Genomic DNA, 16,711 nt, shown 5'->3' with positions numbered 1-16,711 from the left:
TTGAATGTGATGCTATTCCAACTGCTGAAACTTTAACAGCAACTGATAACTGCGGTATTGCTGAAGTTACTTTTGGAGAAGAAACTTCAAATGGAGACTGTGCTGGGGAATTTATAATTACTAGAACTTGGACTGCTACCGACGAATGTGGTAATGAAACTGTGCACACACAAATTATCAGTGTAAGAGACACGACCGCTCCTAGTTTAACGAATGCGTTCGAAACAAATATATTTGCTATTTGTAATGATATTCCAGAAGTACCTCAATTAGTATTTGAAGATGCTTGTTCAAATGATATTTCTGTTGTTTTCATTGAAAATTCAACTCAAACAGATGTACCACAAAATTATCAAATCATTAGAGAATGGACAGTAACCGACGATTGTGGCAATGAATCCATTTTTACTCAAACCATCAATGTATCTGTAAAAGTTGATGTATCTGCAATTCAGGCTTCAATATGTATTGAGGATATAGAAGTAGATCTGTTTGATTACTTGCCAAATGATATTTCTCAAGGCGGAACTTGGACAGTGGTAACAGGGAATGCAGACTTAGATGGCAGTCTATTCGATCCTTCAAATGTTGAGTTAGGTGACTATACTTTCAGATACAATGCAAACGATGATGTTTGTTTCACCCAAGTAATACTCAATTTAAATGTTAACGATGATTGTGTTGTACTATCTTGTGGAGAAGATGATGTGGAAATCTCAAAAGCAGTAACGCCTAATAACGATTTGATTAACGATTTCTTTACCGTTACTGGTATTGAAGATTGCGGATTTGTTGTAGAAGTTGAAATCTTTAATAGATGGGGCGCTAAAATATTTGAAAGCAAAAATTACCAAAACAACTGGGGTGGCGAAACATCAAAATCCTCTGTAGGTAATGCCGGAAAAGTACCAACTGGAACTTACTATTATATCGTAAAACTTAGAAACAGTGGATTAAGACCTTTCACAGGACCAATCTACGTTGCTACAAAATAAAAATCTTAACCTATGAAGTTATCAAAGTATTACATAACAGCTTTTATACTGGCCAGTAGTTGGATGGCATTAGCTCAACAGCTACCTCAATTTACCCAGTATATGTATAATACAATCGCTATTAATCCTGCCTATGCGGGAAGTAGAGAAACACTAAGTGTTGTTGGCCTTCACAGAAGTCAATGGGTTGGCTTAGAAGGTGGCCCTTCAACATCAACGCTGTCTGTTCATAGCCCATTGAAAAATGAAAAAATTGGACTTGGTCTTTCTTTTATAGACGATCAACTTGGTTTTGAAAATTTCTCATATATCTATGGCGACTTTTCGTATACAATTCAAACTGGGGAAAAAACTAAATTAGCATTTGGTTTAAAAGCTGGGTTTACCCATTATGGCCTAGACGCTGCTTTTCAAAATGACCAATCTTTTGATCCAACCATTTTTGGAATTCAAAATAGATGGACCTTTAACACTGGTTTTGGTTTATATTGGCACACCAATAAATGGTATTTGGGTTTGTCTGCACCTAGAATGTTAACCACAGACCTTAATCCTGACGATGGTTTCGCTGCTTTAGAGCGCGTGAGTTATTATTTTACAGGTGGTTATGTTTTTGATTTAAGCGAAAGCACAAAATTTAAACCAGCATTCATGCTTAAAGGAACCAATGGAGCACCATTGTCGTTCGATATAACCGCAAATTTCTTATTTAATGAAGTGTTGTGGTTAGGCGCAGCTTATCGCGTAAATGAACAGGCAGGAGCTTTAGGCGGTATTGCAGACTTTCAAGTTTCTAAACAACTTAGAATTGGTTATGCATACGAATATCCAATTTCAGATTTGCGACCTTATACCTCAGGAACCCACGAAATACTATTAATGTTCGAAGTATTTAAGAGTAAACGAATTAAATCACCAAGATACTTCTAAAACCTATCACAATGAAACTAAAATTAATAACATTATGTTTTGCTCTGAGTACCGTTTTCGGATTTTCTCAGAAAAAATTAGCTGATAAGTTTTTTAGTAACTATGGCTATGTAAAAGCAACAGAACTCTATCAAGAAGCCGTCGCTAAAGGCGATAGCAGTGCACATGTATTAACCAGACTTGGCGATTGTTATTACAACAACTCCGATACAAAAAATGCGGCACTATGGTACGGTAAGGCACTTAAAAAATATAAAGATGTTCATCCAGAATATATTTATAAATATATTCAGGCCTTAAGAAGTGTTGGCAATTATGACGAAGCTGATGTATGGACAAAAACATTTCAATCCATTCAAACGTCTGATACAAGAATTAAAGGCTACAATCCAGATGAAGTTGACATTTTAGAGAAGTTTGCAGCTAACACCGAAAAAGTTGTCAATATTGAAGGTGTTCCTTTTAATACTGCCAATTCAGATTTTGGATCCTATATCAATAATGGAAAGTTGTATTTCGCATCTTCTAAAGCTGATGAAAATAACAAAGTTTACAGCTGGAATAAGGAACCATTTTTAGATATTTTTGAGGTATCTGTTTCTGAAGAAAACGGCAAAACCAAATTTGGAACTCCAGATTTTATCAATGCTGAAAAACTAAACACCGATTATCACGAAGCAACCGTTGCTATAACAAATGATGGAAAAACCCTTTATTTTACAAGGGATAACGTTACCAAACGCAACAAATTGGATTATGACAAAAAAGGAACTTCTCATCTAAAAATTTATAAAGCGACACTATCGGATGACGGTACTTGGGATAATATTAAAGAATTACCATTTAACGATGCTAAATCTTCAACAGGTCACCCAGCCTTAAGTCCCGATAATAAAAAACTATATTTTGTATCGGACAGAGAAGGCGGTTTTGGACAAACCGATATTTATGAAGTTGATATTCTTGAAGACGGAACTTATGGCGAACCTATGAACTTAGGGCCAAATGTAAATACCGAAAGCCGTGAAATGTTTCCATTTGTGAGCAAAGATAATACCTTGTATTTTTCAACCGATGGATTTTTAAATTTGGGACTGTTAGATATTTTTAAATCAAATATCTTAAAAGAAAGCGATGCCCAACCTGAAAATTTGGGAGCTCCCTACAACAGTGGATATGATGATTTTGCATTTTTCTTAGATGAAGAAACTTCTAAAGGATATTTTTCATCTAACAGACCTGGAGGTCTTGGCAGTGATGATATTTATCAGTTTAACAGTTATGTGTGTTCTCAAATAATAAAAGGAATTGCTAGAGACGTTAAAACGAATGCTGTGCTTCCAGGTGTTGAAGTGAGATTAATTGATAACAATGGAAAAGTTATTGAAAAACTAACTACCACAGAAGAAGGTACTTATGAATTTGAAGTAGACTGCAACCAAATTTACACGGTTGTTGGAAGCAAAGACGATTATAAAGAAGATCAAACTGTGGTTAAAACAGATGACAATAATGGCAAAGTAATTGAAGCCGATTTGTATTTAACACCATTAATTATGGATAATCAGATTGTGATTAACCCAATTTTCTTCGATTTTGATAAGTGGAACATAAGAACCGATGCTGAATATGAATTAGAAAATATTGTAGATGTTTTACGTAAGCACCCAACTATGGTAATCAAAATTGAATCCCATACTGACAGTAGAGGAAGTGATAGCTACAATATGAAATTATCCGATCGACGCGCTAAATCGACAAGAGATTATTTATTATCTCGTGGAATTGCACCAGAGCGCATAGAAAGCGCTATAGGATACGGCGAGACACAGTTGCTTAACAAATGTTCAAATGGCGTTAGATGTAGCGCAGAAGAGCACCAACTTAACCGTCGTTCATACTTCTATATCTTAAAAGAATAATTTTTAGCTTAACATATTTGAATTTTAAAAGCCACCCGTTAAAGGTGGCTTTTTTACTTTTGATTATGTCTTATGCTTCATTTATTAAATAAAAAAAATGTCTATTTAAAACTTTGATAGTTTCAATAGCTATTAGGTTTTATAATATTTATATTAATATCAACCAAAAAAACTCAACAATTAATCGCTATAAAAGAAGGCAACAAAGTACTTCAGTAATCATCAAATGTATTCAGAATATACAAGAAATTCTCGCTGATGTCGAAGAAATATGCAGAACAAATCAGCGAAAATCAACGCTATCTGCAGGACAAGAAATTAATGAAATAATAAGTTGGCGGTGTATTAAATAGCAATACAAGAATATTCATAAAACAGCAAAACTGTAGGAAGAATACACTATCAAATATATCCCTCCGATGTCGCAGATCTACTGAAACCAAAACGGTGCTAATCTAATACCTTTTTAGATAAATAATACCCGAAATGCGATGTAACAAAAAAGCCACAAACTTTCGTTGTGGCTTTTTCTGCTATTAATCAAACTAATCCCAATTATCGTTTGATAAAAATGTTGGTGTAATACCATTTTCCTTGTGCATTCTGTTCGGCGGAAATATCAAAATCGGTAAAATCGCCTTCAATGGTAGCTCTATGGGAATCACTATTAATCCAAGCATTTACAACAGATTCAGCAGAGTTAAAAGCAAAGGCAACATTTTCTGAAACCTTTGAAGCGCTCGCATGTTGTTGCAAACTAGCTTTTCTTTGAAAGAAATTATCGTGAGATACATTGTCAACTTCTATCATATAATCTGTATGAGTAAAAGCGACCGATTTAATTATATTGTGATTTACCAAAGGTGTTAATCCGATGCTAATTCTATGTTCATTTATAAGTTCTAAAATTTCCAATTCTATCACCTTGGCTTGAGGTGCGTTGTTAATATTTATGGTACTAACTTCTTCCGGAAAACTTTCTGTTGAGCAAGATGTGAAGCTGAATAAAGCCACAATTGCCAATAACGGCAGTGTTTTAAAAACTTTCATAGTAGGGTTATTTAGATTTGGTATAGTAAAATTAACCGCTACTTTTGTTTAAACTCTTAATAAAATGTTAAAATCGATGAAATGCATGTATTTTATCGTTTTAGTATGCATTTCGTCGATGTTTTGCCGTCTTAAACTTAATTTTTGAACGTTATGGCTAAATTAAATGTATTTCATCGATGTTTTTTTTATTAAACATATTGCACAATGCCTTAAAAAAAACTAAGGTGAGAGTCGTTCAATTTTCCAGTTGAAATCATTTTGTAATTGATAACGTATTCTGTCGTGGAGTCTGTTTGGTCGTCCTTGCCAGAATTCTATCTCTACTGGTTTTACAATAAATCCACCCCAATACTGTGGACGTGGTATTTCTTTTCCTTCAAATTCACTTTCTAAAGCTTTAAGTTTTGCCTCAATAAATTCTCTGCTTTCAATAACCTCACTTTGATCGGAAACTAAGGCACCTAATTGACTGCCTCTTGGTCGCGATTCAAAATAACCATCGCTTAAATTATCAGCTATTTTCTCAGCTTTTCCTTTAATAATAATTTGCTGTTCGGCTCCATGCCAAAAAAATGATAGACACACTTGATTGTTTCTTAGAATGGCTTTGCCTTTTTCGCTTGTGTAATTGGTATAAAAAATAAAACCCTCGTACGTATACTTCTTTAGTAGCACTACTCTACCCTTTGGAAATCCGTCTAAACCAATCGTTGAAAGCGTCATAGCATTGGTTTCTATTTCTGGGAAATTCTTGTCGGCTTCGTAAAACCATTTTTGAAATAACTCTAATGGGTTTTCAGGCAGATCGGATTCTAATAAAGCTTTACTCTCGTAAGATTTTCTATAATTGCTTAAATCATTATTCATCGTGCGTTTTTTATTTCAAAATTAACCATAATAAAAATTACCGCTTTGATTATAACGAAAATTATATAACTTCGGCTCTGATTTAAAAAACGACCCCTTGATTTTTGAAACATCTGAACCTGCATCTATTTTTAAACATCAAAAACTAACATTAGATTTTGGTGTATTTTATTTCTGTGACCAATTTATAATTGTTGAAATTAACGAAGGCATCGATTATACCTGGGATAAAATTGAAATTGTAGCTATGATGGTTGTTGAACATTACGGCAACAATCCCAAACTTGGTTATATATCAAATCGCGTTAATTCGTATTCTGTAGATCCTAGTTTGTGGGATAAATTTCACAATACTTACAATATGATTGTAGCTAGTGCCATTGTTTCCTATAATAAATTTGGAAGCCTAAATGCCGAAATTGAAAAAAGGCTTACCTACAAAAGTACCAAACGTTGCACTAGTTTAGATGAGGCTATTGTATGGATAACAAATCTGAAGGAATTTAAAAATTAAATACCGCACCATCTTCAGCTAGTTCAACATTTTTAAAAACGGTTTGTGCTTCTTTTTTGAAGAGATTTAAATTATCATATCGTGTTGAATAATGACCTAAAATTAGCGTTTTGGCGTTGGCTTGTTTGGCAATTTCAGCGGCCTGCTTGGCAGTGCTGTGCTTAGTTGGTTCGCATAAATGCTTATGACTTTCTAAAAAAGTTGATTCGTGGTAGATCGCATTCACATTATTTACTACAGAAATTATTTCAGGATGAAACATTGTGTCGCTGCAAAATGCATAGGATTTTGGTTTTGGTGGATTTTTCGTGACTAATGCATTGCCTACGGTTTCGCCCTTTTCGTTTTCGACATCAAAACCTTGTTTAAGTTTTCGGAAATAAGACTTATCAATATTGGCATTTAAAACTGCATTCATGTCTAACTTTCGCTCCGCTGCTTTTTCTTTAAACAAAAAGCCGTTGGTATAAACTCGGTGGTTGAGAGGAATTGTATATACTTCAACCTTGTCGTCCTCAAAAATTAATTCGGAGGATTGGGATTCTAATTCGTGAAATATCAATTGATAGTTCGTCCATGAATCGGATAATTTCATTTGCAAGGTGATAACCTCTTTTAATCCTTTTGGTGCGTAAATATTTAAGTCAGCTTCACGCGTGAGCAATCTAAAGGTTGAAATTAGCCCAACCAAACCAAAATAATGGTCGCCGTGTAAATGAGAAATAAATATGTGCTTTATTCTTGCAAACTTAATTTTGTGTTTTCTGAGTTGAATTTGCGTGCCTTCGCCACAATCAATCAAAAAAATATGATTGTTTATTTCGAGAACTTGAGAAGTTGGATTGGAATTTATTCTTGGAGTTGCGCTGTGGCAGCCTAATATGGTTAGCTTCATTTACTAAAATCCTAAATCACGCTCAATATCTTCCATTTCAATAATATCTTGTGCTTCCTGCATAGTTGGGACAATAATTAATTCGTCTGGAGTAAGATCAAAATTAAACTTATTGGTAACAATTACAAATGAATGCTTTTTGACCCGATGTTTATTTGATATCAACAAAAATTGAAGCATATCGTCTAAACTAAATGCTTTCAAACTCGATAAATTAATAATGATATTATCGTTTTTGAACTTCGGATAAGATCCATTAATCTCGTTTACAAAATCTGTTATGGGTTCGTTTTGGTGCGTGATAATTACATTGACACCGCTGCTATCTATAATCATATTTTAAAGTTTTATTTTGGATGCTAATAAATAAATTACAGCCATTCTAATGGCTACGCCATTTTCTACCTGATTTAAAATTATGGAATGACTTGAATCTGCAACATCGCTGGTAATTTCCACACCGCGATTGATGGGTCCTGGATGCATTATTACAATTTCTTTATCTAGTTTGTCTAAAATAGTTTTGGTGACGCCGTATTGTTGCGCGTATTCTCTTGTGGAAGGAAAATAATTTATTTCCATACGTTCATTCTGTACGCGTAACATATTAGCTACATCGCACCAGTTTAATGCTTTGATAAGATTGGTTTCAACAAGCACTCCCAAATCTCCGATGAATTTTGGCAATAGGGTTTTTGGACCGCATACCATTACTTCGGCACCTAACATTTTTAAAGCATAAATATTAGATAATGCCACACGACTATGCAATATATCGCCAACGATAACTACTTTTTTTCCTTCTACATTTCCTAAGCGTTCTCTTATTGAATAACAATCTAAAAGTGCTTGTGTAGGATGTTCGTGAGCACCATCGCCAGCATTTATAATGGTGGCATTGATATGTCTTGATAGAAATACTCCAGCTCCAGGGTTGGGATGCCGCATAACCACCATGTCTACTTTCATTGAAAGGATATTATTAACCGTATCGATTAAGGTTTCACCCTTTTTCACAGAAGATTGTGCTGCCGAAAAATTAATAATATCGGCTGATAATCGCTTTTCAGCCAATTCAAATGATAGTTTTGTGCGGGTGGAATTTTCGAAAAATAAATTGGCAATGGTAATATCTCTAAGCGAAGGTACTTTTTTGATGGGTCGATTTATGACTTCTTTAAATTGATCGGCAGTTTCAAAAATTAATTGAATGTCCTCGGGCTTGAGGTATTTTATTCCTAATAAGTGGCTAACACTTAATACGCTCATAGGTTTATTTATTTATGAGATAGACAGCATCTTCGCCATCGTTCTCTTTCCAATTTACAATTACTCGCTCGTTACTAATGGCATCTACCTGCCTACCTCTATAATCCGGTTGAATTGGTAAATGTCTACTAAACCTTCTATCTATTAAAGTTAGCAACTCTATATGTTTTGGCCTTCCAAAGGATTGTATAGCTGTTAATGCAGCTCTTATACTTCTGCCTGTGTACAGGACATCGTCAATAAAAACTACATTTTTGTCTTCTATTATAAAATCGATATGAGTTTTGTTAGCTTCAAGTGGTTTGTCGCCGCGTCTAAAGTCGTCTCTAAAAAAAGTGATGTCTAGGTGCCCAAGTTGAACATTTTCAATACCGTAATCAACTTTTAGCATAGAAGCCAATCTGTCGGCTAGATATTTTCCGCGAGGTTGAATACCAATTAAAACGGTATTGTTAAAATTATTGTGATTTTCAATAAGCTGACAAGCCAATCGATTTAGAATGATATCAATTTCCTTGGCTGTTAACAGTACTTTTTGACTCATATAGTAAGAATCTCTTTATGGTTGGTAAAGTTAAACTAAATTTTAATAGTTAGCAATTCACTTTATTTATAAAAAAAGCCTCTCGTGAAGACGAAAGGCTTTTTAATTTACTAATGCGAGGGTTTATTATTTCCCGTCCATTTTATCTTTAAGTGCTTGCAACACATTGTTGGCGTCACCTAAAGTTGGTTTAGCTTCGTCTGCTGCTGCTTCAGCTTTTTTAACTGCTGCTTTGACAATCTTAGCTTCCTCTTCTTTAAATACCGCAGTATGTGAGGCTACTACTCTTTTGAATTCTTTATTAAATTCAATGATTTTAAACTCGGCACTTTCACCTTTATTTAATTTCTTACCGTCTTCTTTTTCAAGGTGACGTGTAGGAATAAAAGCAAGAATATCCTCGTTAAATTGAACAGTTGCACCTTTGTCAACTACTTCTAAAATCTCACCTTGATGAACTGTATCAAGTGCAAAATCAGATTCGTATTTATCCCAAGGGTTTTCAGTTGTCTGTTTATGACCTAAGCTTAATTTGCGCCCTTCAACATCAAGTTCAAGAACTACAACATCTAACTTTTGACCAACAGTACAGAATTCACTTGGATGTTTAATTTTCTTAGTCCAAGATAAATCAGAGATATAAATCAACCCGTCGATACCTTCTTCTAATTCAACAAAAACTCCAAAGTTTGTGAAGTTACGAACCACACCAACATGTTTTGAACCTACTGGATATTTTCCAGTAATATCTGTCCATGGATCTGGCGTTAATTGCTTGATACCTAAAGACATCTTTCTGTCTTCTCTATCTAAAGTAAGCACAACTGCTTTAATTTCATCTCCAACAGAAACAAAATCTTGAGCAGAACGCAAGTGTGTAGACCATGACATTTCACTTACGTGAACTAGGCCTTCAACACCATCGGCAACTTCAACAAATGCACCGTAATCTGCAATAACAACTACTTTACCTGTTACTTTGTCACCAATTTTTACTTCTTCACCTAAAGCTTCCCAAGGGTGCTTGCTTAGTTGTTTTAAACCTAATTGAATTCTTGATTTATCTTCATCAAAATCAAGGATAACAACGTTTAATTTTTGGTCTAATTCAACTATTTCGTTCGGGTGATTAATTCTTGACCATGATAAATCTGTTATGTGAATTAAACCATCCACACCACCAAGATCAATAAATACACCGTAAGAAGTGATGTTTTTCACAACGCCTTCTAACACTTGACCTTTTTCTAATTGACCAATAATTTCTTTTTTCTGTTCTTCAAGATCCGCTTCAATAAGCGCTTTATGAGAAACGACAATGTTTTTGAATTCATGGTTAATTTTAACCACTTTAAATTCCATTGTTTTATTTACGTACTGATCGTAATCGCGAATAGGTTTCACATCTATTTGAGAACCTGGTAAAAATGCTTCGATGCCAAAAACATCTACAATCATTCCACCTTTAGTTCTGCATTTTACAAAACCGTTTACAATTTCGCCACTATCGTGCGCTGCATTTACGCGATCCCAAGCCTTAATTACGCGGGCTTTACGATGTGATAATACCAATTGACCGGTAGCGTCTTCACGCACGTCAATAAGTACTTCAACCTTATCACCTACTTTTAAGTCTGGATTGTATCTAAATTCGTTTAAGGATATTACGCCTTCAGATTTTGCATTGATGTCAATAATGGCATCTCTATCTGAAATATGCACAACAACACCTTCAACAACTTCGTCGTTTAATGTGTCAACAAAATTTTCGGATACTAATTTTTCGAATTCTTGAAGTTTTTTGTCATCTACTTCGTCGATTCCTTCTTCGTAATTGTGCCAGTTAAAATCCTTTAAGAATTGTTCTGGACTTACTTTTTTTTCAGAAACCACAGGAGTTTCGACTACTGCTTCGATTGCTACTCCCGTAGTTTCGGGACCAGCTGGATTTGTTTGCTCTTCAGCCATATGCTGATTAATTAATTTGTATTCTGATTGTTATGGAACCTTTAACGAATAACAAACAGAAGTGTTATTGATTCTTTGTCGTTTTCCTTTTGCTATTCCATACTATTCGCCAAAAGGAGCGCAAAAATACAATATAATTGTCTGAAATACAAATAAAATTGAACCGATAAAATATGATAAAAGCTTAAGAAAATAATAATACATAACTTATTGAAATTTTGACATTTATTAGTATCTTTAAGCTACAATAATTAAAAAGACGATATTATGAATAAAGCAAAATACCAAAAGGTTTTAGACTTAGGACATAGTTTAAATATCAAAAACGGTGACGTAAAGGAAGCAAACGGTAAATTACATGTTACAGGAACTGCCAAAACCCAATACGAAAAAAACCTAATATGGGATAAAATAAAGGAAATAGGTGGTGATAATCCATCGGATATCATGGCTGATATTAAAGTTGAAGATACCTCGGTTTTTCACAGACACACCGTTAAGCAAGGAGAAACTTTGGGTAAAATTGCTCAGAAATATTACGGAAAAGCGAGTTTATACACGAAAATATTTGAAGCCAATACTGATAAACTAAAAAACCCTGATATGATTCACCCAAATCAGGAATTGGTCATACCAAATGTATAGAATTACTAAATAAATTGATTTAAGCGGCCAGACGGTCGCTTTTTTTATGAAATTTTTAAAATAGCTTCCTTGGCAAGCTGCAATAGAGCTTCAAATTGTTGCTCAACACTTAAGTTGGAATTGTCGAATAGAATCGCATCTTCTGCTTGAGCTAATGGCGAATCATCTCTATTGGTATCAATAGAATCTCTTTTTTGTATATTCTTTAAAACCGAGCTAAAGTTGGCACTATCGCCTTTTGTTTTTAGTTCTTCAAAACGACGTTGTGCTCTAGTTTCTGCAGAAGCGGTCATGAAAATTTTAAGCTCGGCATCTGGAAACACAACAGTTCCAATATCACGACCATCCATAACAACGCCTTTATTTTTGCCAAATTGCTGCTGCTGTTCTACTAGTTTTTTACGTACCTCAGATATTTCGGCAATATGGCTTACAAAATTAGACACTTCCAAAGTTCGGATATCTGATTCCACATTTATTCCGTTAAGATAAACTTCAGCAACACCTTTAACGGGATTATATTCAAACGAAATAGTAATATCCTTTAATTGTTTTACTAGGTTTGCTTTGTCAAAACTATCATTTGAAATCAGGCCATTTTGCATGGCAAATAAAGTAACTGCTCTATACATCGCACCGCTATCTACATAAATGTATTCCAATGCCTTTGCTAATTGTTTGGCAACAGTGCTTTTTCCCGTTGAGGAAAATCCGTCTATCGCTATGGTGATTTTTTTTGACATTATCTCAAGTCTATTTGCAAACCAAAAAAACTGCTATTGGCAGCACTGGTATATCGTGCATGAGTGTAACTAAAACGTAATTTATTCATTTTAATACCAACACCAAAGGACAAACCCGAAAAATTCCGTTGGTCTTCAATACGCAGTTCGTCTGCGCGTCTAAAACTGTAACCTAATCTTATATTGAAACCACGTTCGGGAAATAATTCGGCTCCAATTATGGTGTGACGCATCAATTCATTTATAAAACCAACTTTTTCCGGTGTTTGATTGCCGTCTAAATCAGTCTCTGTTCGCGCTGGATTAGAGCTTGCCAATGGCCATCTTTGCAAGTTTTCAAAAGTTAAATGCCATCTAATCGGCACATTTTCCAAAGATTGTGACAATCCTAAAATTACTTCAAACGGCAATGGCTCGTTTAACCCTGCGTAAGTTTTAAACTGCGATCCTAAATTTCGAACTGAAAGTGCCGCTCTAAAATCTAGTTTCTCATTTATATACATGGCACCAAAATCGACAGCACCACCAACAGAGTTATAAATTTCTAACTGCGAGGTTATCAACTTTAAATTGGCTCCTATATAAAAATCTGAAAAAGGAATATTGTAGGCATAACCCAAGGAAAGTGCAACTTCACTACCAGAAAACGACCCGGTAGAAACACCGTTTAAATCATAGCCATCAAAACTGCCATAGTTTATATAATTAACACCAATGTGGAAAGTTTGCACATGCCTATCCCAAGTGTAGGCATAAGCCGCTGTGCCATAACTTATACCACCTAAATAGCTTGAATAATTAAGCGCCAACTGATTATCCATGTCTTCGTTAATAGAGGCTGGATTATAAATCCCATCAGTAACGTCGTAATCGTAGTTTGTAATGGTTTTACCACCTAATGCCGCTTGCCTAGGTGAAGAAATTAAATTGAGGAATTGATAAGTCGATTCGCCTCCAATTTGCCCAAAAATTGAACCAAAAGAGCACAAAAAAGCAATAGCGGCAATCGGCTTTATCATAGGCTGCAAAATAACTAAATCTTATTTAAAACGTTTGCAAGAATATTTTATTTTTTAGCCTGTAATTTATCTACGAAATGCTCCGAAGAATTACAAAATTTTAGCATTTTTTACCTTTTGATCTGTCAGTGCTAATTTTAATACTTCACTCATATCACTCACATAATGAAATGTAAGTCCCTTTAAGTAATCGGCCTTAATTTCAGCTATATCGCTTCGGTTTTCTTCACACAATAAAATCTCTTTGATGCGTGCGCGTTTTGCAGCTAGAATTTTTTCCTTTATTCCACCAACCGGTAATACTTTTCCTCTTAAGGTTATTTCACCTGTCATGGCTAAACTACTTTTAACTTTGCGCTGTGTAAACAAGGATACCAAGGAGGTTAGCATTGTAACTCCAGCACTTGGACCATCTTTTGGCGTTGCACCTTCTGGCACATGAATATGGACGTTATATTTCTCGAATACCTCTGGATCAATACCAAAATCGTCTGCGTTGGACTTAATATATTCCATTGCTATGGTGGCCGACTCTTTCATCACTTTACCAAGATTACCAGTAATGTTTAGCGTTCCTTTTCCTTTTGACAGTATTGATTCAATAAACAAAATATCACCGCCAACACTGGTCCATGCTAATCCTGTAACGACCCCAGCAATATTGTTATTTTCGTATTTATCACGTTCTAACTTTGGAGTGCCTAAAACAGTTACAATATCTTCGTTCGTCACCTTAATGTTGTAGGTTTCTTCCATTGCAATGTTTTTGGCTGCGTGCCTTACCATTTTAGCAATTTGTTTTTCCAAACCTCTCACACCAGATTCACGGGTATAACCTTCGACAATCTTTTCCAATTGTGGTTTGGCTATTTTTAAATGACTTGATTTAAGTCCGTGCTCCTTTAACTGCTTTGGAAGCAGGTGACGTTTGGCTATTTCTACCTTTTCTTCGATGGTGTAACCTGTAACATTTATAATTTCCATTCTGTCTCGTAGAGCAGGCTGAATGGTATTTAAACTGTTTGAAGTCGCAATAAACATCACCTTAGACAAATCAAATCCAACTTCTAAAAAATTATCGTAAAAATCGTTGTTTTGCTCTGGATCTAAAACTTCAAGCATGGCAGACGACGGATCGCCTTGATGCGAATTTGAAAGCTTATCAATTTCATCTAAAACAAACACAGGATTGGATGTTTGCGCCTTTTTTAGATTCTGTAATATTCTCCCGGGCATGGCTCCTATATAGGTTTTTCGGTGACCTCTAATTTCGGCTTCATCTCGTAAACCACCCAAGGACATACGCACATATTCTCTGCCCAAAGCTTCTGCAATGGATTTACCCAACGATGTTTTACCAACGCCTGGTGGACCATAAAAACACAAAATCGGTGACTTCATATCATTACGGAGTTTTAAGACGGCCAAGTATTCGATAATACGTTTTTTAACGTCTTCTAATCCGTAATGATCGCGATCTAGTATACGCATGGCGCGTTTTAAATCGAATTTATCCTTGCTGTATTCATTCCATGGTAAATCCAGATACAAATCCAAATAATTTCGTTGAATAGAATACTCAGCGACCTGTGGATTCATACGCTGCAGCTTGGCTAATTCTTTATTAAAATGCAATTCAACCTCCGAAGTCCAACGTTTTTTATTGGCGCGTTCTTGCATTTCTTCAATTTCTTCATCGTAAGAAACGCCACCCAATTCTTCTTGAATGGTTTTCATTTGTTGATGCAGAAAATACTCGCGTTGCTGCTGGTTGATATCACTTTGAACCTTAGACTGTATATCGTTTTTCAATTCTAATTTTTGAAACTCTATAGTCATGTATTTGAGCGTCGCCATAGCGCGTGCTTGCAGGTCGTTAATCTCTAATAACTCTTGCTTTTCTTTCACCAAGAGATTCATATTAGAAGACACGAAGTTCACCAAAAACGAGTTGCTTTCAATGTTTTTAATAGCGAAGGTAGCCTCGGTTGGAATGTTCGGACTTTCCTTAATAATTTGAAGTGCCAAATCTTTTATTGATTCGATAATTGCTGAAAACTCTTTGTTATCGATCGCTGGTTTCGCCTCGGGAACTTCTTTTATGGTTGCTGTGATATATGGTTTTTCTGAAGTAATCTCGTTAACCTCAAAGCGCTTTTTACCTTGAATAATAATCGTTGTGTTGCCATCGGGCATTTTTAACACTTTCAAAATACGCGCTACTGTACCAGTTCTATAAATGTCATTAATTCCAGGATCTTCAACATCGACATCTTTTTGTGACACCACGCCAATAACTTTTCCGCCTTTGTTGGCGTCGTTTATCAGTTTGATAGATTTATCTCTTCCGGCAGTTATAGGAATAACCACGCCAGGGAACAAAACTGTGTTTCGCAATGGCAGAATTGGTAGTGCGTTTGGTAATATTTCGTTGTTTATTTCTGCTTCGTCTTCGGGAGTCATTAACGGAATTAACTCTGAATTCTCATCAAAATCCTGAAATGACAAACTGTCAAGACTTATAAAATTAGATTTAGCCATAGTATATTTAAGGTCATTCTGTCATTTAAACAAAACAGAATGCAATTTTTATAAAAGTTTATAAATATATTCAATTTTCATAATATCAGTTTTTTACGTTTATTTTTTGTCTTGAATACTGAATCTTAAGTTCAATAGTTATGCCACTACAACTCATGAAACGAAAAAAAAATATTTAAAAGTGTAACAAAGATTGTATAACTTCATCTTTATACCAAACAATTGTTTTTTTGTCAACAACCAACAAAAATATAAAGGAACTCATCAAACGCTGTAAAAATGGTGACCGCAAGTCGCAAATGATGTTATACAACAATTATTGCAAAGCTATGTATAATGTATCATTTAGAATTGTAAAGGACAGATTTATTGCTGAAGATATCATGCAAGAATCGTTTTTAACGGCTTTTTCAAAGTTAAACGATCTTAAAAATGAAGAAACATTTGGTGCCTGGCTAAAGCGTATCGTTGTGAACAACAGTATATCCTATTACAAGCGTGAACAAAACCATATAGAAGTTGGTATTGATCAAGTATTATATAAAATTGAAGATGACAGCGATTTTGAAGAAGCGATGGAGGAACAACACACTAGCTCTTACAAAAATATTAACGCTAGTACTTTAAAGAATAGTTTATCCACCATTAAAGAAAGTTATGAGATGGCTTTAACACTGCACTATATTGAAGGTTATGATTACGATGAGATGTGCGAAATTTTAAATATTAGTTATGCCAATTGTCGCACTTTACTATCGAGAGCCAAGGCTAGTTTGAAAAAAAAATTGCAACATGCGAGTTAAAAA

16 protein-coding genes are annotated in these 16,711 nt (G+C 34.9%); 6 read left to right on the top strand and 10 right to left on the bottom strand.

Features of this window, described 5'->3' with window-relative positions:
- From V7Z48_RS00990 to V7Z48_RS00980, 3 genes are all read left to right on the top strand, one after another.
- Positions 1 to 995: gliding motility-associated C-terminal domain-containing protein (locus V7Z48_RS00990; RefSeq protein WP_334111515.1), on the top strand; the 995-nt coding region annotated here is incomplete at its 5' end.
- Between the two features lie 12 nt (positions 996 to 1,007).
- Complete coding sequence (locus V7Z48_RS00985; protein WP_334111514.1) at positions 1,008 to 1,925, top strand: PorP/SprF family type IX secretion system membrane protein; 918 nt, start codon at positions 1,008 to 1,010, stop codon at positions 1,923 to 1,925.
- Positions 1,926 to 1,936: 11 nt separating this feature from the next.
- Positions 1,937 to 3,847, top strand: a complete 1,911-nt coding sequence (locus tag V7Z48_RS00980; RefSeq protein ID WP_334111513.1) for an OmpA family protein — start codon at positions 1,937 to 1,939, stop codon at positions 3,845 to 3,847.
- 555 nt (positions 3,848 to 4,402) lie between these two features.
- Here the strand turns inward: V7Z48_RS00980 and V7Z48_RS00975 are convergent.
- Entirely contained in the window at positions 4,403 to 4,897 is a 495-nt protein-coding gene (locus V7Z48_RS00975) for a CAP domain-containing protein (protein WP_334111512.1), read from the bottom strand.
- Positions 4,898 to 5,119: 222 nt separating this feature from the next.
- A complete protein-coding gene (gene pdxH / locus V7Z48_RS00970) occupies positions 5,120 to 5,767 on the bottom strand; it encodes a pyridoxamine 5'-phosphate oxidase (protein ID WP_334111511.1) in 648 nt (215 codons plus the stop codon).
- 97 nt (positions 5,768 to 5,864) lie between these two features.
- On the opposite strand from pdxH, the gene V7Z48_RS00965 reads away from it, so the two are divergent.
- On the top strand, positions 5,865 to 6,281 hold the full coding sequence (locus V7Z48_RS00965) for a hypothetical protein (protein ID WP_334111510.1): 417 nt from the start codon (positions 5,865 to 5,867) through the stop codon (positions 6,279 to 6,281).
- On the opposite strand, the gene V7Z48_RS00960 is transcribed toward V7Z48_RS00965, so the two are convergent.
- From V7Z48_RS00960 to rpsA, 5 genes are all read right to left on the bottom strand, one after another.
- Entirely contained in the window at positions 6,271 to 7,176 is a 906-nt protein-coding gene (locus V7Z48_RS00960; protein ID WP_334111509.1) for a ribonuclease Z, read from the bottom strand. The genes V7Z48_RS00965 and V7Z48_RS00960 overlap by 11 nt on opposite strands.
- Before the next feature lie 3 nt (positions 7,177 to 7,179).
- Positions 7,180 to 7,512, bottom strand: coding sequence for a ribonuclease Z (locus tag V7Z48_RS00955; RefSeq protein ID WP_334111508.1), 333 nt, complete (start codon positions 7,510 to 7,512; stop codon positions 7,180 to 7,182).
- A gap of 3 nt (positions 7,513 to 7,515) precedes the next feature.
- Entirely contained in the window at positions 7,516 to 8,445 is a 930-nt protein-coding gene (locus tag V7Z48_RS00950; RefSeq protein WP_334111507.1) for an aspartate carbamoyltransferase catalytic subunit, read from the bottom strand.
- A 4-nt stretch (positions 8,446 to 8,449) separates the two neighbouring features.
- A complete protein-coding gene (pyrR, locus tag V7Z48_RS00945; RefSeq protein WP_334111506.1) occupies positions 8,450 to 8,989 on the bottom strand; it encodes a bifunctional pyr operon transcriptional regulator/uracil phosphoribosyltransferase PyrR in 540 nt (179 codons plus the stop codon).
- 126 nt (positions 8,990 to 9,115) lie between these two features.
- Complete coding sequence (gene rpsA / locus V7Z48_RS00940) at positions 9,116 to 10,957, bottom strand: 30S ribosomal protein S1 (protein WP_334111505.1); 1,842 nt, start codon at positions 10,955 to 10,957, stop codon at positions 9,116 to 9,118.
- A 267-nt stretch (positions 10,958 to 11,224) separates the two neighbouring features.
- On the opposite strand from rpsA, the gene V7Z48_RS00935 reads away from it, so the two are divergent.
- Positions 11,225 to 11,602, top strand: a complete 378-nt coding sequence (locus tag V7Z48_RS00935) for a LysM peptidoglycan-binding domain-containing protein (RefSeq protein ID WP_334111504.1) — start codon at positions 11,225 to 11,227, stop codon at positions 11,600 to 11,602.
- A 44-nt stretch (positions 11,603 to 11,646) separates the two neighbouring features.
- On the opposite strand, the gene cmk is transcribed toward V7Z48_RS00935, so the two are convergent.
- The 3 genes from cmk to lon all read right to left on the bottom strand — a co-directional run bounded on the left by cmk (position 11,647) and on the right by lon (position 15,905).
- Positions 11,647 to 12,345 carry a (d)CMP kinase gene (gene cmk, locus V7Z48_RS00930; RefSeq protein WP_334111503.1) on the bottom strand — a complete coding sequence of 233 codons (699 nt, stop codon included), beginning with the start codon at positions 12,343 to 12,345 and terminating at the stop codon, positions 11,647 to 11,649.
- Positions 12,345 to 13,364 (bottom strand): type IX secretion system protein PorQ, encoded by a 1,020-nt coding sequence (porQ, locus tag V7Z48_RS00925; RefSeq protein WP_334111502.1) that lies wholly within the window; start codon positions 13,362 to 13,364, stop codon positions 12,345 to 12,347. The genes cmk and porQ overlap by 1 nt, the downstream gene beginning before the upstream one ends.
- 90 nt (positions 13,365 to 13,454) lie before the next feature.
- A complete protein-coding gene (lon, locus tag V7Z48_RS00920) occupies positions 13,455 to 15,905 on the bottom strand; it encodes an endopeptidase La (protein ID WP_334111501.1) in 2,451 nt (816 codons plus the stop codon).
- Positions 15,906 to 16,135: 230 nt separating this feature from the next.
- Here lon and V7Z48_RS00915 point away from each other — a divergent pair, with 230 nt between their 5' ends.
- The gene (locus V7Z48_RS00915; protein WP_334111500.1) at positions 16,136 to 16,708 is read left to right on the top strand and encodes an RNA polymerase sigma factor; all 573 of its coding nucleotides are present in this window, start codon (positions 16,136 to 16,138) and stop codon (positions 16,706 to 16,708) included.
- Positions 16,709 to 16,711: the final 3 nt, after the last annotated feature.

It is taken from the genome of Paucihalobacter sp., assembly GCF_036825875.1.
GTDB lineage: Bacteria > Bacteroidota > Bacteroidia > Flavobacteriales > Flavobacteriaceae > Paucihalobacter.
This window is presented reverse-complemented; position numbering and strand designations above follow the sequence as displayed.